Genomic DNA, 22451 nt, shown 5'->3' on the forward strand with positions numbered 1-22451 from the left:
GTTCTTCGGAAGCAAATCAATTAATCAATTTTTTGCGGAAATCCCCCCGTATCATGTAATTTTGCTGTCTGTATGACAATTCTACCGGGCTTACCTGATATTTCGTTTTATTTACAACAATTTTGCCGTAGCACGGCTTATCATTTTTAATGACTTTCTATAAGAAATACGTTTTTCCTTATCTTACTCGCTACGACGCCGAGAAGATTCACTACAAAGTGATGGATGTGCTGAAGTTTGTTTGCAAGATTCCTCTGGTGCCATCAGTTCTACGATTAATTTTTGAAAAAAAAGACCCTCGCCTTGAGCGTAAAGTATTTGGCCTTCGTTTTAAAAATCCGGTTGGCCTGGCTGCAGGATTTGATAAAAACGGCGTGTGGACAGACGAATTGGCTAATCTGGGTTTTGGTTTTATAGAGATAGGAACCGTTACGCCCCGGGCGCAGTTGGGCAATGATAAACCCCGGCTTTTCAGATTAAAGCCAGACGAAGCTCTGATTAACCGCATGGGTTTCAATAACGAAGGTTCAACGTTTGCAGGCAGGGAACTTCGTAAAAGAAAAACGAAGGTTATTGTAGGTGGCAACATAGGCAAAAATAAAACCACCGAAAACGACGACGCCGTTTATGATTATCTGAAAGCATTTAATGACTTATATCCTTATGTAGATTATTTTGTGGTTAATGTAAGTTCGCCCAATACACCCGGTCTCAGAGCACTACAGGAAAAAGAACCCTTAAAGTATTTATTAAAAGTATTGGAACGAGACAACGGGCGGAAGTCAAAACCCAAACCTATACTACTGAAAATTGCTCCGGACCTGACAAACGAACAATTGGATGATATCATTGAAATAGTGAAAGAAACACGTATTTCGGGTGTAATAGCTACCAATACGACCATCAGCCGTGACGGACTGGCAACTGACCAGGTAGAGGTTGAAGCCATTGGCGCCGGTGGCCTGAGCGGCAGGCCTTTAGCAGCCCGTTCTACAGAAGTGATACGGTATCTGTCTGAAAAATCTAAGAAGGCATTCCCAATTATTGGGGTGGGTGGTATTCATTCGCCAGACGACGCCATCGAAAAACTGAAAGCGGGTGCCTCGCTGGTTCAGATTTACTCAGGCTTTATATATGAAGGCCCCGGCTTGGTAAAAGACATCTGTAACAGAATTCTTCAAGAAAAAATATAACATAAGCTGCTTCTAATCTGTTATTAACAAAAAAATCATTTAACGCCTAAATGATTTTTTTGTTTTTATGAACTTTTTTTAATGACATTTGTTTTCTATGTATATACATACAATGTAAAAACACGAAAAAAATTATTAACAATAAAAACGATTTAAAACAATGGCAACATGGACTATTGATGCTTCTCACTCAGAAGTACAGTTTAAAGTAAGACACTTGATGATTTCAACCGTAACCGGTACTTTCGGTTCTTATGAAGGAACGGTAGAGACCACTAACGACACAGATTTTGAAGGCGCTTCTATCAAATTTTCGGCCGATGTAGACAGCATTTCAACAGGACAAGAGCAAAGAGACGGCCACTTGAAGTCGGCTGATTTCTTTGATGCAGCAAATTTCCCGAAAATTTCATTTGCCTCTACTTCATTTGAAAAAGTAGACGACGAGAACTATACACTAAAAGGTGATTTGACAATGCGCGGTGTAACCAAGTCTGTTACATTGAAAGCTGAGTTTGGTGGTGTGATGACAGATTTTTATGGACAAACAAAAGCCGGATTTGAAATTGCAGGTAAAGTAAACCGTCAGGATTTTGGTTTAACCTGGAGCGCAGTAACAGAAGCAGGCGGAGTGGTAGTAAGTGATGACGTGAAACTGGTACTGAATATACAGGTGGTGAAAGGTTAAGAAACGCTTTTCTGAAACCAGAATCAAAAAAAGAAACCCCTACTTTACGGCAGGGGTTTTCTTTTTTAAAAAGTATGATTTAGTTTAGGTTTATTGCTTGTTTTATGAAATGACAAGTCAAATATATGGATATTTTATTAAACACAATATATTTATTAAAATTTTTTATTTTTTCTTTCGTCGCTACTTAAACGGCTTTTATACGGTTTTATCTTTTTTTCATCGTTCCATGCCCGCTTTTTACCCTCCTTTTAATTTTATATTTTTTATTAGATTACTTCAATCAACGCATTAAAGTCTACCGTTTAGCATTTTTTAATCATTTCAGCAGTCTTTTTTGGTTAGTTTTGCCGAAAAAATACCGCATTACTGCTATTCAAATGAAAAAAGCTATTCTTTCTATTTCCATTTTTATCTTTCTGCCTGCTTTTGTTTTTTCGCAGACTTTACCCGTCCGTATTCAGTTAACAGAAAGCAACCAGAGCCCTGTTATTGGCGCCACCATCAAAATTGTTAACCGGGCCGATTCAACCAAAGTGCTTAACGCTACCACCGACACCCTGGGCATTGCCAGGTTTAGTTTACAGGTGGGCAGGCAATATACACTTTTGGCCACATCTATTGGATACAAGGCAGTACAAAAGGGTATAAGTGTTTCTGACAAACAAAGCAGTTTTAAGTTTGTGATGGAAGCCGACAACCAACTGCTGGGCGATGTAGTGGTAACCGCACGCAAACCATTAATGCAACAGGAAGACGACAAAACCGTAGTAGACCCGGAACCCATTGCCAATACCAGCACTAGTGCTTATGAAGTGATGGAAAAAATACCCGGCCTCTTTGTTGATCAGGACGGAAACATTTATCTGAGCACCACCAGCCCTGCCACTATATATATTAATGGCCGCGAGCAGAAGATGAGCACGGCTGACATTGCCTCTATCTTAAAAAGCCTGCCACCTAACAGCATTGAAAAGATAGAGATTCTGCGTACGCCGTCTGCAAAATATGACGCCAGCGGAAGCGGTGGGGTTGTGAATGTAATTCTGAAAAAAGGAGTAAAAATTGGCCTTACCGGAAGTGTAAATGCTGGTATGAATCAGGGTCGATACGGAAACCAGTTTATTGGTGCCAGCCTTAATAACAGCAGCGGCAAGCTTACCTCGTTCTTAAATCTGAATTACTCGCACCGAAATAGTTTTGAGGAAATAGAAACGACCCGGAGGTTTTCGGCCGACAGGGAGTTATCTCAGAAGGCCTTTACTACTTACCCGGGCAATATGGTCTACGCCGGATTTGGATTAGGATATGAGCTTACAAAAAAATGGGAGCTAAATTATGACGGCCGGTTAAGCTATAATCAGAATAACTCGTCATCCAGCAACGAGAGCGTTATCCGTAGCCTGAGTTCCGCCGATATACTTACCAATAACATCAACACAACTGATAACAATGGAAATAACTATTCTGTTAATCAGGGGGTTTCTTCTAAATACAAGATTGATTCGCTGGGTTCGGAATGGACCAACGACGTGTCGTTTAATTATTTCAACAATAAAACCGACCAGATATTTAATACCGCCTACCTGGTACCTGCTGGCACAGCTACCGGCGGAACAGGTAACATAGGAAACACCCGTAATTTTCTGGCCTTACAGTCGGATATTAAATGGAAACTTCCGCATAAAATTACTTTTGAATCAGGCCTGAAAGCTACATTTCAGAACTTTACCAGCGCCACAAAATACTACGCCAACGCTGGTGAAACACAGAGTATTGATTTTTCAAGAACCAATGAGTTTAATTACAATGAACAAATCTATGCGGCTTACGTTCAGCTATCGAAGACTTTCGGAGAGTTTATTCTGAAAGCCGGAACAAGGCTTGAGAACACCAACATGAACGGGCATCAGGTTGTACCCAACGACACTTCATTCAGAATTAAAAGAACAGACCTCTTTCCGTATGTTTACCTGAGCCGTAAGCTGGCCAGAATTGCCGGCTATGAAATGCGTGCTTATCTGGTACATCGCCGTTCAATTACGCGGCCGGTTTATGAATACCTTAATCCGTCGCCGCGTTTTATTGATCAGTACCTTTATGAAATTGGAAACCCCTCATTAAGGCCTCAGTTTACACAAAACTTTGAGGTAAATATCAGCGTTGAAGACCGGCCAATTTTTGCCGTAGGACGTAATTACACACAAGATATATTCACGAATGTAATATATCAGGACCCTAAAAACCAGAGTGTTGCTTACCGTACCTATGACAACCTGGGCAAAAACCAGGAGACCTATTTCCGGATTCTGGGGGCTGTTCCTCCCATAAGTCGTTATTTCTTTGTGGCAGGGGCACAGTATAATTACAACGACTATAACGGCCTTTATGAAAACGCTCCACTTTCTTTTCAGAGAGGCAGCTGGACCTTCTTTACCTTCCATCAGTTTAAAGTTAATAACCTCACCAATATTAGCATGAATGGTTTTTTCAGAATGAAAGGCCAACAGCAATTTTATGAGTTGAGCAACTTCGGCAATCTCAACTTAAGTATAAACCGCCAGTTTTTTGAAAAAAAGCTGATGGTTAACCTTAGTATCAATGATGTATTCTACACCAATAAAAACAACTTTACCATTAACCAGGGCAGTATATCGGCGTTTGGTTTCCGCCGGGCAGATACCCGCCGGGTTGGCCTTAACCTCCGTTACAATTTTGGTTTAAGAAAAAAAGACGAGCGCAACAACCCTTTTAATTTTGATAATCTCGAAAAAAGTAGCAATTAATGCACCCAAGCCAATGATTTTTTGCTAAAAACGCTTTAGCAATGGCTTTAATTTGAGGTTTATTCATTATTTTTCGGCTCTTTTTTAAATTCTAATCATTATTAAATCTCATGACATTTAAAACCCCAATTAAAAGTAAGGCGTTTCTTTTGCTTTTATCTATTGTTTTGGTTGTATCGTGCATGCGCTCCTCAACAACCAAAGACAAACCCATTGTTGTTACTGAAGACCCCGTACAAGCAGTTACCAAAGCGAAAGAAATTCGTGAAAAAACGGCTGCAAAGTTGGCTGATGGCCTGCAGATGACCCTTTGGGCGTCTGACTCGCTGGCTCCGGACCCCGTTGCCATGACCATCGACGACTGGGGACGTGTGTATCTGACCCGTACCAACAGACAGAAAAACTCAGAGTTTGATATTCGTGGGCACCGCGACTGGATGACGGCCTCTATTGGCTTGCAGACCGTAGAAGACCGCCGGGCTTTTTTGAAAAGCACATTTGCACCCGAAAAAAGCAAGGAAAACGAATGGCTGAAAGACCTGAACGAAGACGGCTCTCATGACTGGCGAGACCTTGCCGTGGAAAAAGATGAAATCTGGCGGATTGAAGACAAAAACAAAGATGGCATTGCTGATATTTCTACACGCATTCTGAGCGACTTTTCTACCGAAGTTACCGACGTTGCCGGAGGGATTCTGGTTAGAGAAAAAGATATGTTTGTAAGTATTGCACCTGATGTGTGGCGTTTAACCGACAAAAACGGCGACGGGATTCCTGACACCAAAACTTCAATCAGCCATGGTTATGCTGTGCATATCGGTTTCAGTGGTCATGGTATGTCTGGCCTAACAGAAGGCCCGGACGGACGAATTTACTGGAACATCGGCGATATTGGCGCAAATGTTACCACTAAAGACGGCAAGAAGTTTGAACACCCAAACTCGGGTATTATTGCGCGCTCAAACCCTGACGGCAGCGATTTCGAGATTTTTGCAGCGGGGCTTCGTAATACCCACGAATTTGCGTTCGATGAATACGGTAACCTGATATCATCAGACAACGACGGCGATCATCCCGGCGAAAGCGAAAGGCTCGTGCACGTAGTAGAGGGTTCAGATGCAGGCTGGCGTTCTAACTGGCAATATGGTAAATATACAGACCCCAAAAACAACAAATACAAAGTCTGGATGGATGAGGGCTTGTATAAACCACGTTGGGACGGGCAGGCAGCTTATATTATTCCGCCCATCAGAAACTATCATAATGGCCCAACAGGCATGATTTACAACCCTGGTACAGCGTTGGGTTCAGAATGGAAAAACAAATTCTTTCTGGTAGAGTTTGTGGGTACGCCAACGCGCTCGCACATCTGGTCTTTTGGTTTAAAACCTAAAGGTGCTTCATTTGATTTTGACAGCGAAAAAGATGTAGTAAGTGGCATTTTGCCTACGGGCATCCGTTTCGGTCCGGATGGTGCACTTTATGTAGCTGACTGGATTAACGGCTGGGGAACCAAAAACTATGGCCGTATCTGGAAAATAGATGTAAATGCCGACAAAAATGACCTGAAAGCGCAAAGAGAAGAAACCAAGCGCCTGATGCAGCTAAAATATGCCGAGCAGACTGATGACCAGTTGTATAGCCTATTGATGTATGCCGATATGCGTATCCGCCAGAAAGCACAGTTTGAACTGGCCCAGAGAGACAAAAGAGGCTTTGCCATTTTTAACAAAGCTATTGCACAGAAACAGAACCAACTGGCGCGTATTCATGGTATTTGGGGTATTGGTCAGTTAACACGCATGAATAAGTCATTTGGCGCCGCTTTGGGAGATCTGTTGAACGATAAAGATGAAGAAATAGTAGCCCAGGCCGCCAAAGTTATTGGCGATGCCCGCGTAACTACTTTTGGCAGCCAGTTGATTCCTTTATTGAAAAGCCCAAATGCCCGTGTAAGATTCTTTGCCGCAGAAGCTTTGGGCCGCACGGCTAATCAGGATGCCGTTCAGCCTTTAATAGACTTATTGAAAGCCAATAACGACACTGATTTGTATATCAGACACGCCGCAGTACTGGCCTTATCCAGAATCGGCAAGGCAGAACCTATCATTGCACTTTCAAGCAATTCAAGCAAGGCGCTCAGAACAGCCGCAGTTCTGGTTTTAAGAAGATTAAAAGACCCGAATATCAGTGTTTTCTTAAATGATGCTGATGAGTATATTGTGGCAGAGGCCGCCAGAGCCATCAATGATGATTTGTCTATTGAAGCTGCCTTACCTGCACTGGCCGCTACGCTGAAAGACAAACGTATTAAATCGGAGGTTATTATCAGAAGAGCCATCAACGCGGCTTTACGTGTTGGAGGAGACAAAGAACTGGATTTATTAATTGATTTTGCCAAAAGAACTGATATAAAAGACGAGTTGAAAGCCGAGGCCCTGGCTACTTTGGGTTCATGGGCTAACCCGTCGGTGCTTGACCGTGTAGATGGCCGTTATCGTGGTAAAATTGAAAGAGACCCGGCCATAGCTAGAAACAAAGTTCAACCACATATTGCAGTATTTCTGAAAGAAAAGAATCCGGAAACTATTATTGCCACTGCAGGCCTGCTGGCTGATTTGAATATTACAGAAGCCAATAACCAGCTGGTTGCTATTTATGAAACCAGCAACGATGCCAAAGTAAAAATTGCTTTGTTATCTGCCCTGAACACGCTGAAGTATTCTGAAATGGATGCATTGATGAAGAAAGGCATGGACGATAAGGATGAAACCGTAAGAACGACTGCTCTGGGCTTATTGAATAACTCAAACGTAACGAAAGAGTCTTTACCTGCTATTGTAAACTCAATCTTTACTAAGGGCAGCGTTAGAGAACAACAACAGATGCTTGCGGTATTAACCAAAATGGATGCCGATAAAACACAGGTTATATTGGAAGACCTGGTTACGCAATTGATAGATAAAAAGTTATCTCCTAATATTGCTCTTGAATTAAAAGAGGCTGTTGATGCCAAAGGCCCGGAAGCGCTGAAAGCCAGGCTGGCCGCCAATAGTGTGCATAATTCGCCCATGGATGAGTTTAGAGAAGCCTTGTTTGGTGGCAATAGATTTGCCGGCAGACAGTATTTCAACACTAACTCAACCGGGCAGTGTGTAAGATGCCACTCTTTAGGGGGTGTTGGTGGCGCCGTTGGGCCTCCATTGACACATATTGGTGATGTGCTGACCCGTGAACAGATTCTGCAGGCTTTGATTGAACCAAGTGCCAGAATTTCTCCCGGTTTTGGTTCAGTTATGATTAAGCTGAAAGACGGTCAGGAAATAACCGGAACATTGGCTAAGGAAACAGAAACTGAATTAACGATCAACACATCTGATGCCGAGCCGCTGATTATTCCGGTAGCACGTATTGCCAAAAGAGAAAACATGCCATCAGGCATGCCTCCGATGGGAACACTGATGTCGAAAAGAGAAATCAGAGATATGGTAGAGTTTTTATCAAGTCTGAAAAAGTAAACCTACAGATATTAATCAAAAAAGCGCTTCAGAAAATCTGAAGCGCTTTTTTGATTTAACGGCATCTTTATCTAAACCTTACAGCAACCTGTCTGGTGCTGTAAACCGGGGTATCATCTTTAATAGCCGGAAACCACCCCGGCCCGTTTTTAATCAGCCTGATGGCCTCTTCATCATAGCCCGAACCCATACCTTTAACGATAGAAAAATCTGATAGCTCGCCTTTATCACTTATTTTAAAACTCACCACTACCCTGCCCTTTACTCTCTTCTCGATGGGTATTGACGGTAACTTCATATTTTCTTTCAGATATAGCTCAAAAGCTTCCCAGCCATACTCGGGCTTGGCCTGAATGGCATTTACTTCATTGGGGCTTCTTACCGAAATACCCGGTTTGTTATACAGGTTGATATTGTACTCACTGTAAACCACTTTTCCAGACTCGACCGACTTCACCGGCACCTCCATTTGGGGAAGCAATAAGCTGTTAAAGACCAATACATCGCCTTTTCTGGTATCTTTTAATCTGAACCGGCCTTCTTCATCTGTTTTTACACCGGTAAATTTACCCCTTATCACAACGGTTACATCTTTCATAGGCTCATAGTCTTCATCTACTACGATACCTGTTATGCCGGCCGTAGGCATACGAGCCACCGCGCCAGACGTTACGATGTCATTAGTTGAAAATCCATCCACTGTAGCTGATGTTTTCTTTTCTTCCGTGGCTGCAACAGCAGCAGGCTGAACCTGCACATCCTCTGCCAGAGGTTCGGTTTCTTTTGGTACAACGGCAGTGCGGGCGTCTTCCTGTAAGTGCGGGTTATCTGCCACACCAGCGCCGGCCGGTTGTGGTTGTTTAATACTATACAGCGCTTGCTTCTTTTCCGCCAAATCAGGTCGTTTCTGGTCAATTTTTGGGGTTTCTATCTGCTGGCTTTCAATATTTGCTGTTTGGGCTGGCTGCATTTGTTTTTCTTTTTGCCCGAGGGCTACCGGAGCCTTTACGGCCTCTTTGTTGAGCCAGAAAAGCAGAGTAGTAATAACCATTGCCACCGCGGCCGCAATGCCTATTGACACACGCCAGGCGTTATTCCATCCGGGGCGAACTTGCTTACCTGTTGGTTTGTTGATTCTATGCTGAAGCCTTGCTTTTAAGTCTGCTACAATTTTTTCTTCTGATATACCGTCTTCATCCAGTTTTTTAAAACCCTCGCTGGCATCGGCATAGAACGGCTGTCTGAGTAGTATTTTCTCTACCCGATTCATTTCCCGGAACGTCATTTCTCCTGCCTCATATCTTTTTAAATCGTCGGCTGTGAGTAGATTTTGTTCCTGTTCTATGCTTTTTTTCTTTGCCATTAGTTGTTTTTTTCCATACAAATTTTCAGATTCCGCTTGCCATTCTGAATATAACTTTTCACTTTATTCATCTCCAGATGGGTTTGTTCTGCTATCTCTTTGTAACATTTGCCTTGTATATAAAACAAATCAATACATCTTTTCTGTTCAGATTCCAGTCTTTCAATACAAGTTTCCAGTTTTTGTAAATCAGCTTCAACGTCAAGGTCGTCATCCGATAGATGCACAAAAATCTCTTTTTCCATAAAATCGTCATCAATCAATTGCAAACCACCCACTTCTATCTTTTTTTCCCGCAAATGCATCAGACAATAATTGCGCGCCACGCTATGCAACCAGCTTTTAAAATTAATGATGCTGTGCTTTTTCAGAGAGCCAATCAATTGTTCAAAAATGGCCATAGTGGCATCTTTACTTTCTTCTTCGTCTCGCAGATATTGGTAGCAAACAGCAAAAACCATTTCCATGTGTCGGGCATACAATTCGCCGAGCACATTCAAATCACTGCTTTTCTGATAGGCCTCCAGGTATTCGGCATCAGTGTGTGGATTTGATTTTCTCTTGAAAAAATGCATGCGACAGCTTTTGTGTTTATCAGCCCAATTTAATCATTCTTGTTAGAAAAAAACAAGCTGATTTTTGCAGGGCAGGTACCAACAAAAAAGACCCTGAGTACTCAGGGTCTTTTTTGTTATTTGCAACTGTATGAAAATATCTGCTCCGACTCTTGTGGAACTTCTTTTGGGGCCAATACTGTGGCTTTCATTTTAGATGGATACCCGTTTTTGGTATATTCATATTTATAGGTGTACTTAATCTCTTCTACTAAATCCCCTATAATTACTACTACTTTACTGCTCAATGAATTATTTGCATTAAAATACATAGTATAGTCTCCACCAAAAAAAACACCCTGAATTATATATGGAAAAAATGCCTTTGCTAAACTCGGATTACTTTGGACATTTGGTTTATCATCAAAACTACCGTTTTCTAATAATGGTATTCTTTTACCTTCATTTTCTATTGAAATTTTCTTGATGTTATTTTTAGCATCATACTCAATGAAAAAATCAACATTAGTAGTTTTTTTGGTTTTTTTCCTAAGCCCTTTTCTACCACCGCCGTCATCTTCTCCACCTTCATTACCATCGTCTTCTCCGCTATCATCTCCACCGCTGTCACCGCCATCTCCTTCATCACCGCCGGTGTCTTCACCATTATCCCCACCGGTGTCACCACCTTCATCACCACCGCCTTCTCCTTCACCACCGCCGTTATTTCCTCCATCATCATTACCGCCATCATCGTCGTCTCCTTCTTCTCCTCCATTACCACCACCCGGCGTCTCTTCTTCTTCTTCAGTAACTAGTGTGATTTTGTCAACCTGGCCATTTGCGTTAGTAGTATAAATAAACTCGCTATGCATTGAAACCATCTTGCCTTTTAAATCATAAACAGCCTTAGAAATATTACCTTTCCCGTCATATTCATATTTAATAGTCTCCTCATCTCCTTCATTAGAGGTCAACTTTACGATACGATCCTTATCATCATATTCAAACCTAAATCCTTTATTACCCGTAAGTTGGCTGACCAACAAATTTTTTGAATTATATGAAAGCTTTACTATCACTGAATCTTCACCGTCTACTTGTTTCATCTCCGTAACAGTGCATGTTTGCATCGGCTCCTTCGCACCATTAGGATTAACAAGAAAAAGGTCTTCACTGCCACAAGACAAAAGAGTAAAAGTTGAAATGGCTGCTACAGCAATGAGCAGTATAGTTTTTTTCATTGTGAGTTAATTTTGGTTGTTTGTGTTTCTTGATACAAAAGTAGGAAAAAAAACAATTACCGCTATTACAAGCAAGCTGCTGAATCAGTGGATTATATGTGTTTTGGCCGTTATTTACCTTGAAAGACGGGTTTCCTTTTCTGTAGAAACGCCATCACCCCTTCTGCAAAATCGTGTGTCGTACCCAACAAATCCTGATTAACGGCTTCCTGCTCCAATACATCTTCCAATTTTGAGTTAAAACTCTGGTTCAGTACCTTTTTCATTACTGCTATTGAGCGTGTTGCAGCCGTTTTATAGAAACCCGTAAGCTCATTAACGGCCTCATCCAGTTTTTCATATGGTACGGCTTTACTTACCAGGCCCAGTTGCAGGGCTTCTTCCATAAATATCTTTCTACCGGTGCTGCATAGTTCAAAGGTTTTGTGGACGCCGATGATGCGCGGCAGAAAAAACATAGACCCGGCATCTGGCATTAGTCCTATACCCACAAACAATTCACTCATGTAGGCTGCTTCTTGAGCAACTATCAGATCACAGGCCAGTGCCAGAGACATTCCTGCCCCGGTGGCAATGCCATTTAGGCGGCAGATAACAGGTTTCTCTGCTTTGCGGATAGCCAGCACCATCGGGTTATAATTTTCTCGCAATGATTCACCCAATGAGAATGTTCCGCCTTCTAATCCGGCTTTTAAATCGGCTCCTGAACAAAAAGCTTTGTCGCCGGTTCCGGTAATAACAATAGCCCTTATGTCTTCATTCCGGTCGGCCGATTGCACTGCCCGGGTTATTTCTTTAATAAGTGCGGTGCTGAGTGCGTTATATACCTGGGGTCTGTTAAGTGTAATAGTTGCTGTGTTCTCCGAAATTTCATAGATTATATTTTCGTACATAATTGATATTCAGGTTTTTATTATTTTATGTAATTTAAACTGGCTGAAAATTGTTATATTATATACACAAATTTGACAACTAAAGTGGCTTATCCAAACATTTTCAAACAAAATTTATAGGAATTCACATTGATGCGATATATTTGCGAACTTTTTTTAATTTTTCTCCAAAATGGAATTAAATAAACCGTTAACCGGTAATGGAAGTGGTTCCATACATCATAACCTCGATAAAGTTTCTGCTGCAGGTTTGTTAGTTGCACTTGGTATAATTTATGGTGATATTGGTACGTCTCCGCTATATGTTTTAAAAGCAATTGCCGGAACCGAACCAATTAATCAGGAAGTTATTTATGGTGCCTTGTCGTGTATTTTCTGGACACTGACCATGCAAACCACTGTGAAGTATGTTATTCTGACACTCAGAGCCGATAATAAAGGCGAAGGCGGAATTCTGGCTTTATTTGCATTAGTACGCCGCCACGCCAAATGGCTCACCGTTCCTGCCATTATTGGCGCCAGTGCATTACTGGCCGACGGCATCATTACCCCTCCTATTTCTGTTACCTCTGCTATTGAGGGGCTCCGGATTACTTTTCCACAAATAACGCCCGACACTATCGTAAAAATTGTGTTGGTTATTTTGTCCGGATTGTTTCTGGTTCAGATACTGGGCACCAAAAAGGTAGGGTTTTTGTTTGGCCCTCTCATGTTTTTATGGTTTGGTATGCTGGCAACGTTGGGTTTTTCCTGGATTATCCGCGACGCCACAGTTTTAAAGGCCCTGAACCCTTATTATGCTTACAAGCTGCTGGTTCATCATCCGGGTGGATTCTGGCTTCTTGGCGCTGTTTTTCTTTGTACTACAGGGGCTGAAGCGCTTTATTCTGATTTAGGACACTGTGGCCGTGGTAATATCCGCATCAGCTGGATTTTTGTGAAACTTTGCCTGATTCTGAATTACCTCGGACAAGGGGTATATGTGATGCAATTTGCCGGACAAAAGGCGGCAAGTATCCCCAACTTTAATCCTTTTTATGGGCTTATGCCAGAGTGGTTCTTGCCATTCGGCATTGTAATTGCTACTTCTGCTGCAATTATTGCCAGCCAGGCTTTAATAAGCGGTTCTTTCACGTTAGTATCAGAGGCCATTCGTCTGAATTTCTGGCCTAAGATAAAAATTAATTATCCTTCAGACCAGAAAGGCCAGTTGTACGTTCCGAGCATTAATATTCTGCTCTGGATTGGCTGCCTCGGTGTTGAGCTGTATTTCTTTAACGTAGCCAAAGAAAGAACCCTGGAGGGTGTACCAACAGATACGTCTTCTGCCATGGAGGCCGCATACGGGCTGGCCATCACGCTTACCATGTTAATGACCACCATGTTGATGTCTTATTATCTTTATGCCAAGAAATATAATATCTGGGGTGTGTTGCTATTTATGCTGGTGTATTTCTTTATTGAAGGGGCTTTTCTGATTGCCAACCTGGAGAAATTCCCTCATGGCGGTTATGTATCTCTCATTATAGGAGGCATTCTGGCGCTTATAATGTATATCTGGATAATGGCATTTAACATAAAAATGCGCCTTACAGAATATGAAAAGCTGGATAAATACGTTGAGTCTCTTCAGGAATTAAGTAACGACATCACGGTTCCAAAATATGCCACTCACCTGGTTTTTTTAAGTAATGCCTCGCGTGCGTCAGAGATTGAAAACAAGATAATTTACTCTATTTTCCAGAAACGCCCGAAGCGAGCAGATGTGTACTGGTTTGTGCATGTGGATACACTCGATGACCCATACACCATGGAATATAAAGTAAAAACCATTGCCCCTGATGATGTTTATAAAGTAAACTTCCGCCTGGGTTTCCGGGTGCCTCATAAGGTAAATCTGTACTTTAAAAAGGTTCTGGAAGACATGGTTAAATGTGGCGAAGTAGATATCAGAAGCCGTTACGAATCTTTAAATAAACATAATGTGATTGGTGACTTCCGCTTTGTGGTTTTAGAGAAGTTTCTGTCTTATGATAACCAGCTTCCTTTTGGAGAAAACCTGATTATGAAGGCTTATTTCTTCATCAAAGAATTTACACCTTCTGAAGACAAATGGTTTGGCCTGGATAGCAGCTCGGTAAAAGTAGAAAAAGTACCGCTTGTGATTAGGCCGGCAGAAAACATTAATCTGAAAAGAGTACCCTGGCAGAATAACGGATAACACAACCTAAAAACTTATATATGCGAATTTTAATTACGGGAGGTGCCGGATTCGTCGGTTCTTCGCTGGCTATTGCGCTCAAACAAAATTATCCTTCTTATGTAGTTTTCTGTCTTGACAACCTCAGAAGAAAGGGGTCTGAGTTAAATGTGGCCCGGCTGGGAAAACACGGTATAAGTTTTATTCATGGCGATATTCGCAACAAAGAAGATTTTGATACCCTGCCAGTAGTGGATTCAATCATCGAGGCATCGGCAGAGCCATCTGTACTGGCCGGGTTGAATGGCTCGCCAGACTATCTGATTAATACCAACCTGTTTGGTACTGTTAACTGCCTTAACTATGCTGTGCGTTGCAAGGCTAATTTTATTTTTCTCTCTACCAGCCGTATTTATCCGATAAAAACCATCGAAACGCTTGATTTTAGAGAATCTGAAACACGCTTTGAACTAACAGATAATCAGCAAATAAGAGGCGTTTCTTCAAAAGGAATTGCTGAAGATTTTCCGCTGGATGGTGCCCGTTCTCTTTATGGAACCACCAAGCTGGCCTCTGAACTTGTTATTCAGGAATATAACGAGTTTTATAACCTGAAAACCGTTATTAACCGTTGCGGCGTTTTAACCGGCCCCTGGCAAATGGGTAAAGTAGACCAGGGCGTAATGGTTCTATGGATTGCCAAACATTTTTTTGAACAACAACTGGCTTACATTGGCTATGGCGGCAAAGGAAAACAAACAAGAGATATGCTGCATGTGGCAGACCTTTACAGACTAATTGACTGGCAGCTTCATAACATTGATAAGATAAACGGCGAAATTCTGAATGCCGGGGGTGGTGTAGAAGTAAGTGCCTCATTGCAGGAGCTCACCAGCATTTGCCAGAAAGTTACAGGTAAAAATATCCCAATCAGTCAGGTAGCTGAGAACCGTCCGGCAGATATCCGGTTGTATATTACCGACAACTCAAAAGTAACGGCACTGACAGGCTGGAAACCGCAGATAGGTATAGAACAAATTGTAGAAGAGATTACGGCCTGGCTTGCCGAAAACAGGGAAGCCCTTGAACCGATATTAAAGTAAACGAGAATGCCTTTCAGAATCTGAAAGGCATTCTCGTTTTTATACTGAATACGTTTTTACGGTTTCAAAGAAGCACTTCACTTTTTCGGGGTCTGTGTCAGGGTAAACACCATGCCCCAGGTTAGCTATGTATTGTTGTGTACCAAAGGCTTTCAGCATTTTTTTGGTCTGTTTTTCAATTTCTTTAAACGATGCATACAACACGCATGGGTCCAGGTTACCCTGCAGGGTTTTACCGGGCAGCATTCTGCGCGACTCCCGGATGTCCATGTTCCAGTCAATACCCACTACCTCGCAATTCAGTTTCGACATCTCCTTACGGGCAAAGAAAGCACCTTTTGCAAAAACCGTTACCGGTACTTCATTGATTGCATTGCAAATCTGGGCAATATAAGGCAAAGAAAACTTTCTGTATTGGTCTGGCGAAAGAATGCCGGCCCATGAATCGAAAACCTGCACCAAATCGGCTCCGTGACGCGCCTGGGCTTTCAGATAGGTAATGGTGCTGTCTGTTATCTTTTGAAGCAGCAGATGCGCTAATTGGGGCTGAGAATACAGCATTTTTTTAGCGGTAGAGAATGTTTTAGAACCCCGCCCCTCAACCATGTAGCAAAAGATAGTAAAAGGCGCCCCTGCAAAGCCTATCAGCGGCACGCGGCCGTTGAGTTCTTTCTTTACAATATCAATAGCGGCAAGCACATACCCAAGGTCTGTCTCGGGGTCACTTATTTTCAGCGTATCTACATCTTTTTTTGATTGTACTACTTTGGGGAATACCGGGCCCCGGGCCTCAATCATTTCGTAGGGTAAACCCATAGCCTCTGGCACAACCAGAATATCCGAAAAAATGATGGCGGCATCGGTTTTCAGAATATCAACCGGTTGAATCGTTACTTCTGCGGCCAGCTCAGGCGTAGTGGCTAACTTAATAAAGCTGCCTGCCTGAGCCCTTACGGCTCTGTACTCAGGTAAAATCCTGCCTGCCTGACGCATCATCCAGACCGGTACGCGCTCTACCTGCTCTCCTCTGGCAGCACGTAAAAGCAAATCATTTTGTAATTCCATGCCACAAAGATAATTAAAAACGCAGGTCGTGCTTTGAGACACCGGCATATTTATATAAAAAAAGCCATGAGTTTCGCTCATGGCCCGTTCGGTTAACCTGAAAGTCCTCTTTAATTCTACAGGGAGTTTTTGATTTTAAGTAATTACAGCAGTTAACGTCACTATTTCTTTCTTGGGATACGCTTAAACAAAGGCCACTGGGTTTAAGAATGTCTGCAATTCATAAACTTGTTTTGCTTAAACCAAAGCCATATTAGCGCCGGTTTTTAAGTATTATTAACTACATTTTTTCTGAAATACTTAGTTTTTTTCATAACCAGCTCTGCTAATATACAACGTAAACCGCACGTTTTCAAGTGTTTGCGTATTTTTTATCGCAATTTTCTCTGTTTCTAACTGAAAATCAGGCTGATAAAAAAATTAAATACAGGTGTGTAAAAACAGCTGTTCAATGCTGTATGTCAAGATTAAAATATTGAAAAAAATAGTTGGTTTTTTACCTTTGCGGCAACGCTTAATTTTCAGAACTAGTTTTACAGGTTACTTGCTATTATTCGGCCGTTTTTTCTGATTTTTGCAGCCATCAGTTTAATCGTTAACTAAAAGCATCATGAAGATTTCAATGATTGGTGCCGGTAATGTGGCCTGGCACTTAAGCATTGCACTGGAAGATCACCACCATCAGGTATGTGAAGTGTATAGCCGTAAGCAGGTAAAGGCGCGGGCGCTGGTTTCAATGCTGTATCAGGCAAAGGTCAAAACTGACCTCGACTTTTCTGAAAGCGCTGCTGAAGTTTTTATTCTGGCCGTTGCGGATGATGCCATTACCGAAGTATGTTCAATGCTGGTTTTACCAGAGAATGCCATTCTGGTGCACACTTCCGGAACAAAAAGTCTGGAAGATTTGCAAAATCTGATGATTGCCCACCATGATTTACCTGTAAGATGTGGCGTATTTTATCCGTTAATGACTTTCAGCATTCAGAAAAAAATGTCATTGAAAGAAGTGCCGTTTTGCATTGAGGCCGAGGAGGCATCTGCCGAAGACAAACTGGTACAACTGGCGCAGAGCGTAAGCAATACAGTATATCTGATAAGCTCACGCGAAAGAAAAGTGCTGCATGTTGCAGCGGTATTTGCCTGCAATTTTACCAACCATTTACTGGCGCTTGCAAACGAAATTACCACCGAAGAAAACCTGGAATTTGAATTACTGAAACCGCTAATAAAAGAAACTTTTCAGAAAGCTTTGCTGGCTGACCATCCGGCTGATGTACAAACCGGACCGGCAATAAGAGGAGATAAATCAACTATTAATACCCATCTGTTGTATCTGAACAACCAGCCTGATTTGTTTGAGATTTATGAAGTAATGAGCGAGAGTATCAGGAAGTGGCACTCCTGAAAAAAGAAAATCATCAGCCTGTAAATAAGCTGATGATTTAAAAACTGAACCCGGCTGCTGATTAAAACAGACCTTCGCAACGATTGATACAATTCAAATCTTCGAAAGCTATTTTCAGTCGGCTAATCATGCTTTCTTCGCCTTTACGAAGCCACACACGTGGGTCATAATATTTTTTGTTCGGAGAGTCTGAACCTTCAGGGTTACCCAGCTGGCCTTGCAGATATCCTTCTTTGTCTTTGTAATATTTCAGGATTCCTTCCCAGGTTGACCATTGAACGTCGGTATCGATGTTCATTTTTACAGCACCATATTTAATGGCTTCTCTGATTTCTTCACGAGATGAACCTGAACCACCATGGAACACAAAATTTACTGGTAACTCACCGGTACCGAATTTTTCTTTGATGTAATCCTGAGAGTTTTTCAGAATAATCGGCTGTAATTTAACATTACCTGGTTTGTAAACACCATGAACGTTTCCGAAAGCCGCTGCAATAGTGAAGTTCGGAGAGATTTTCTTCAGTTCTTCGTAAGCATACGCAACTTCTGATGGCTGAGTATATAGTTTTGAGCTGTCAACATCTGAGTTATCAACACCGTCTTCTTCTCCGCCTGTTACACCTAGTTCAATTTCAAGGGTCATGCCTAATTTAGACATACGCTCGAAGTATTTTACGCATATTTCTATGTTCTCTTCGATTGGCTCTTCTGAAAGGTCAATCATATGCGAGCCAAACAATGGCTTGCCGTGGAGGTCGAAGTATTTTTCACCTGCATCTAAAAGACCATCTAACCAAGGTAAAAGTTTCTTTGCACAGTGGTCGGTATGCAAAACCACCGGAATGCCATACATTTCGGCAATCTGGTGTACATGTATAGCTCCTGATATTGCACCGGCAATAGAGGCTTCCTGATTTTTGTTTGGTAGAGATTTCCCTGCATAAAAAGATGCACCGCCATTTGAGAACTGAACAATAACCGGCGAATTAACAGCCTTTGCTGCTTCCATTACACCATTTACTGAGTTTGTTCCTACAACATTAACAGCGGGTAGGGCATAATCATTTTCGTTGGCGTGGCGTAATAAAGCAGCAAGTGCTTCACCTGAAACTACGCCCGGCTTAATCAAAGATTGACTCATGTTAAGTATTTTGAATTTTAAAAAGAATAAATGTTATTATAGATATGTAGATGAAGCCAGTTTTAAATTTTATGCAAATTAGATATTTTTGAAAAATTTGTATCAGAAAATAACGAAAAGTTTACATTATAAAGCCAAAACAGGTGGTAAAAAAATGGGGCTTTCAAAAGTAATTACCTGTTATTTTGCTTCATACAGAGCTCTGATGTCAGTGGGAATCTCCACTTCTTTCAAAGCTGATTTTTTTTTATCTGTTATTTTCCATCTGTGCAGCCATGAGAAACCACCCTTTGCCAGCACTGTATCGGCGTGTTTATACACCTCGTCTTCCAGTGCCTCGTCGAGTGAAATGAAGCTGTAGCCGCGGTCGGTCATTACCTTACATAACTCGTCAAAATAATCGGCATTCAGGGCGTTTGCATGGCAAAGAAAAATATGTTTGATTGGCCTGCCTATAATCTCCTGAGTAAACTTCTCGTAATAATCAAAGTAATCAATATTATGCTGAATGTATTGGCGGGCAATGCTTTTCATCAGCTCGTGTTTACCGGCTTTCATGGCATCCATGTACACTTTATTGTAGTACCAGTCGTCAGCTTCTATTGTAACGGGTGCATTAATGTACCCCTGGTCTTTCAGCACTTTTTCAAAACCATATCTTTTTGCGCTGTCGGCACCCATTTGCAAAAACGGATACCTGAAGTATTTTTTAGTATAATTATACTTTTTATTGAGCTGAGTAGTAATAATCTCGCCTTTCAGTAGGTCTATTTTGAAATCTTCCAGCGGGGTTGTAGTTAATGACCGATGCGAGAAAGTATGATTCCCAAGCAGGTTTCCGCCGGCCAGCCATTTTTCAAGCAAAGCCACACGTGCATCAATTTCTCCGATTCTGAAAGCCATCGATTCGTTCACAAAACCGACGGCCTGGATATTGTGTTTTTTTATTTTCTGAAGCAGTTTATCGGTTGAAGTCTGCGCATGTTTTAAGGATATTTCGCTGACAAACGGCAGGTCGTCAATCGTTATTGCTATCTGCTTCTGTGCATTTGCACACGAAAAAAACATTAAAACGAATAAAGTAAATAGGTTTTTCATAATAATAGAAAGGGGCGCGAATGCGCCCCGAAAATTTTTTTTATTTTAAGATAGCTTTCATCATCAAGTCGGCCACAAACTGATTACCCGTGTCGTTCAGGTGTACTCTGTCGGTTGTGAGAATACCAGACTCTTTATTCTGAAGATTATTCTTCAGATTATAGCTGATAAATTCTTTTCTTAAATCAACCAGCGGGCAGTCATATTTAGAAGCTATATTCCTGATTAAGCCAGAATAATAGTTCAGATCTCCATCTTGTGCATTACTGTTATCGGTGCGTTCGCCAATTACTGCCGGTGTGCAGCAAATCACTTTAATGCCCCTAGACTGCAACTTTTTTATAATGGCATTATAGAAACCTGTAAACTTATCGGCGTCTGTACCTGTGCCATGGCTTGTTTTGTGCCATACATCATTTACGCCAATATAAATAACCACCACGTCGGGGTTTTGCGCCAGGACATCATCTTCCATACGCAGAAACAAATCATAAACTTTATTGCCTCCTATACCGGCGCCTATCAGTTGATATTTACTTTTTATACCTTGTTTTTCAAGCATTTCTTTCATTTTGGTGATGTATCCGCCGGGTCCGATGCCTGCTTGCGTGATGGAGTCACCAAAGAAAATTACCTTGGTGGGTTTATCCTGTTTCATTGAAAACATAAGTATTGACAGAAATAGAATAGAGAGAATTTTCAGGGCGTTTTTCATTCTTTTTTAAGGTTGAATCTGTTTAATTATTTTTATCCGGCTAAAATTAGTTTTTTTGAATTGATTGTCAAAGTTTGCAATAGTAAGGAAGTTATTTTTTAATTTATGACAAAAACCCTTCTTCCGAAAGAATAAATTTCTATTTTTGAAACTCCGTTTGTGCCATCAACATATTTGTAATATGCTTACTGTAATTGCCAAGATTTTAGTAAAAGAAGAAAAAATTGAAGAAGCCAAAAGCGCTTTGCACGCATTGGTTGCCCCTACCCTGAAAGAAGACGGTTGTATTGATTATGTGCTGCACCAAAGCAACGACGACCCTAAACTATTTTTCTTTTATGAAAACTGGACAGATAAAGAGAGTCTTGAAAACCATCTGGCCAATGTTCATATTGCTGAGTTTTCTGCTAAAGCAGAAGATTTGCTGGCTGCGCCCGCCGAATTGTTTTTCTTATCTAAGTTATAAAAACTTATAGTAGCTGTTTCCAGGTACTCTTAATGTAGTTGTATTTAAGGGTACTTGGCAGGGCTTTCCAGAAATATTTATTGATTTCTACAGCAAATGAGGGCTGCATATAGCAATTTATTACGCAGCCTTCGCATTCTTTCAGTTTACCTTCCAGCGCAATTATTTCCTGTACTTCTGCCGATTTATATAATTCGTAGAGATTATTATCTATTCTAAAACTTTTTGTGCCCAGATGATAGCATGGTAATACAAGTTTGTTTTCAGGCGATATTACGAGCGTGGTTGATGCAGCCTTGCAGATGGGGTTGTTTATATGGTTGCCGCCGTTTCTGCGAAGGCTGATGAAGGCCTCATTGAGGTAAACATTTTTTTGCCTGCCCCACCATAAAAGTTTCTTCAATGTTTCGTCAGACAGGCCACCTCCCGTTTCTACACCATTGTAATCAAAGACCGGATTCAGTATCAGCACCAGGTTATTGGGCATGGTAATATCTTTCCAGACCTGTTCTATTTTATCAACGTTCTGCTCAAATACCGTGAAGAGAATATCAGGCCTTTCGCCTATTCGTTTCGCAATTTCAATTGATTCCATCACTTTGTCGAAACACTTTACACCTCTGGACAAATTGTGTTCTTCTTCAACAGGCGAATCGAGTGAAAAATGAAGCATATCTATCCTGCCTTTGAGGCGTTCGGCATACTTAGGATACAACAGGCAATTGGTTGTTACGGTTGTAATCATGCCTGCTTTTTTGGCTTCCAGTAAGAGTATATCTAAATCGCGGTGCAGCAGAGGTTCACCCCCTGTAAAGTCAATAACTTTTACCCCCAATCGTTTCAGGTCTCTCAGGTTTTCTCTGAAGTTATCAATTGAAATGTAGGGTGAAGGTTTCTCCCATATATCGCAAAAACTACAGGTAGCATTACACCTGTAGGTAAGGTAATAATTGCATAATACAGGATGCTTGATAAGTCTCATACTTTTAGTTGGTGGTTGATAAGTATGATTTTAC

Annotated in this window: 17 protein-coding genes; 8 read left to right on the top strand and 9 right to left on the bottom strand. The window is 41.5% G+C overall.

The window, feature by feature from the left end; genetic code table 11:
• Positions 1-149: 149 nt before the first annotated feature.
• From C0V77_RS03360 to C0V77_RS03375, 4 genes are all read left to right on the top strand, one after another.
• Positions 150-1193 (top strand): quinone-dependent dihydroorotate dehydrogenase, encoded by a 1044-nt coding sequence (locus tag C0V77_RS03360; RefSeq protein WP_101724882.1) that lies wholly within the window; start codon positions 150-152, stop codon positions 1191-1193.
• A 160-nt stretch (positions 1194-1353) separates the two neighbouring features.
• Positions 1354-1881, top strand: a complete 528-nt coding sequence (locus tag C0V77_RS03365) for a YceI family protein (protein ID WP_101724883.1) — start codon at positions 1354-1356, stop codon at positions 1879-1881.
• A gap of 380 nt (positions 1882-2261) precedes the next feature.
• A complete protein-coding gene (locus C0V77_RS03370) occupies positions 2262-4667 on the top strand; it encodes an outer membrane beta-barrel protein (RefSeq protein ID WP_101724884.1) in 2406 nt (801 codons plus the stop codon).
• A 110-nt stretch (positions 4668-4777) separates the two neighbouring features.
• A complete protein-coding gene (locus C0V77_RS03375) occupies positions 4778-8185 on the top strand; it encodes a HEAT repeat domain-containing protein (RefSeq protein WP_101724885.1) in 3408 nt (1135 codons plus the stop codon).
• Between the two features lie 67 nt (positions 8186-8252).
• Here C0V77_RS03375 and C0V77_RS03380 read toward each other — a convergent pair whose 3' ends face one another.
• From C0V77_RS03380 to C0V77_RS03395, 4 genes are all read right to left on the bottom strand, one after another.
• The gene (locus C0V77_RS03380) at positions 8253-9548 is read right to left on the bottom strand and encodes a TonB family protein (RefSeq protein WP_101724886.1); all 1296 of its coding nucleotides are present in this window, start codon (positions 9546-9548) and stop codon (positions 8253-8255) included.
• Positions 9548-10123: an RNA polymerase sigma factor gene (locus C0V77_RS03385; protein WP_101724887.1), complete on the bottom strand. Its 576-nt coding sequence runs from the start codon at positions 10121-10123 to the stop codon at positions 9548-9550. The genes C0V77_RS03380 and C0V77_RS03385 overlap by 1 nt, the downstream gene beginning before the upstream one ends.
• Before the next feature lie 116 nt (positions 10124-10239).
• The gene (locus C0V77_RS03390; RefSeq protein WP_101724888.1) at positions 10240-11346 is read right to left on the bottom strand and encodes a hypothetical protein; all 1107 of its coding nucleotides are present in this window, start codon (positions 11344-11346) and stop codon (positions 10240-10242) included.
• 110 nt (positions 11347-11456) lie between these two features.
• Positions 11457-12239 (bottom strand): enoyl-CoA hydratase/isomerase family protein, encoded by a 783-nt coding sequence (locus C0V77_RS03395; RefSeq protein WP_101724889.1) that lies wholly within the window; start codon positions 12237-12239, stop codon positions 11457-11459.
• Positions 12240-12411: 172 nt separating this feature from the next.
• Between C0V77_RS03395 and C0V77_RS03400 the strand changes: the two genes are divergently transcribed.
• Together C0V77_RS03400 and C0V77_RS03405 are read left to right on the top strand one after the other, a co-directional pair.
• A complete protein-coding gene (locus C0V77_RS03400; protein ID WP_101724890.1) occupies positions 12412-14460 on the top strand; it encodes a KUP/HAK/KT family potassium transporter in 2049 nt (682 codons plus the stop codon).
• Positions 14461-14480: 20 nt separating this feature from the next.
• A complete protein-coding gene (locus C0V77_RS03405) occupies positions 14481-15542 on the top strand; it encodes an NAD-dependent epimerase/dehydratase family protein (RefSeq protein ID WP_101724891.1) in 1062 nt (353 codons plus the stop codon).
• A gap of 39 nt (positions 15543-15581) precedes the next feature.
• Here the strand turns inward: C0V77_RS03405 and hemE are convergent, their stop codons facing one another.
• On the bottom strand, positions 15582-16607 hold the full coding sequence (gene hemE, locus C0V77_RS03410; protein WP_101724892.1) for a uroporphyrinogen decarboxylase: 1026 nt from the start codon (positions 16605-16607) through the stop codon (positions 15582-15584).
• 610 nt (positions 16608-17217) lie between these two features.
• Between hemE and C0V77_RS03415 the strand changes: the two genes are divergently transcribed.
• Positions 17218-18012: a Rossmann-like and DUF2520 domain-containing protein gene (locus C0V77_RS03415; RefSeq protein WP_101724893.1), complete on the top strand. Its 795-nt coding sequence runs from the start codon at positions 17218-17220 to the stop codon at positions 18010-18012.
• Between the two features lie 61 nt (positions 18013-18073).
• Here C0V77_RS03415 and fbaA read toward each other — a convergent pair whose 3' ends face one another.
• The 3 genes from fbaA to C0V77_RS03430 all read right to left on the bottom strand — a co-directional run bounded on the left by fbaA (position 18074) and on the right by C0V77_RS03430 (position 20969).
• Positions 18074-19156 carry a class II fructose-bisphosphate aldolase gene (gene fbaA / locus C0V77_RS03420; protein ID WP_101724894.1) on the bottom strand — a complete coding sequence of 361 codons (1083 nt, stop codon included), beginning with the start codon at positions 19154-19156 and terminating at the stop codon, positions 18074-18076.
• A gap of 180 nt (positions 19157-19336) precedes the next feature.
• Positions 19337-20224 carry a polysaccharide deacetylase family protein gene (locus C0V77_RS03425; RefSeq protein WP_158237877.1) on the bottom strand — a complete coding sequence of 296 codons (888 nt, stop codon included), beginning with the start codon at positions 20222-20224 and terminating at the stop codon, positions 19337-19339.
• Between the two features lie 70 nt (positions 20225-20294).
• A complete protein-coding gene (locus C0V77_RS03430; protein ID WP_101724896.1) occupies positions 20295-20969 on the bottom strand; it encodes a GDSL-type esterase/lipase family protein in 675 nt (224 codons plus the stop codon).
• A gap of 181 nt (positions 20970-21150) precedes the next feature.
• On the opposite strand from C0V77_RS03430, the gene C0V77_RS03435 reads away from it, so the two are divergent.
• Complete coding sequence (locus C0V77_RS03435; RefSeq protein WP_101724897.1) at positions 21151-21435, top strand: putative quinol monooxygenase; 285 nt, start codon at positions 21151-21153, stop codon at positions 21433-21435.
• A gap of 4 nt (positions 21436-21439) precedes the next feature.
• Here C0V77_RS03435 and C0V77_RS03440 read toward each other — a convergent pair whose 3' ends face one another.
• Positions 21440-22417 carry a radical SAM protein gene (locus tag C0V77_RS03440; protein WP_101724898.1) on the bottom strand — a complete coding sequence of 326 codons (978 nt, stop codon included), beginning with the start codon at positions 22415-22417 and terminating at the stop codon, positions 21440-21442.
• Between the last annotated feature and the right edge of the window lie 34 nt (positions 22418-22451).

This window comes from Emticicia sp. TH156 (assembly GCF_002855535.1).
Taxonomy (GTDB): Bacteria; Bacteroidota; Bacteroidia; order Cytophagales; family Spirosomataceae; genus Emticicia; species Emticicia fluvialis.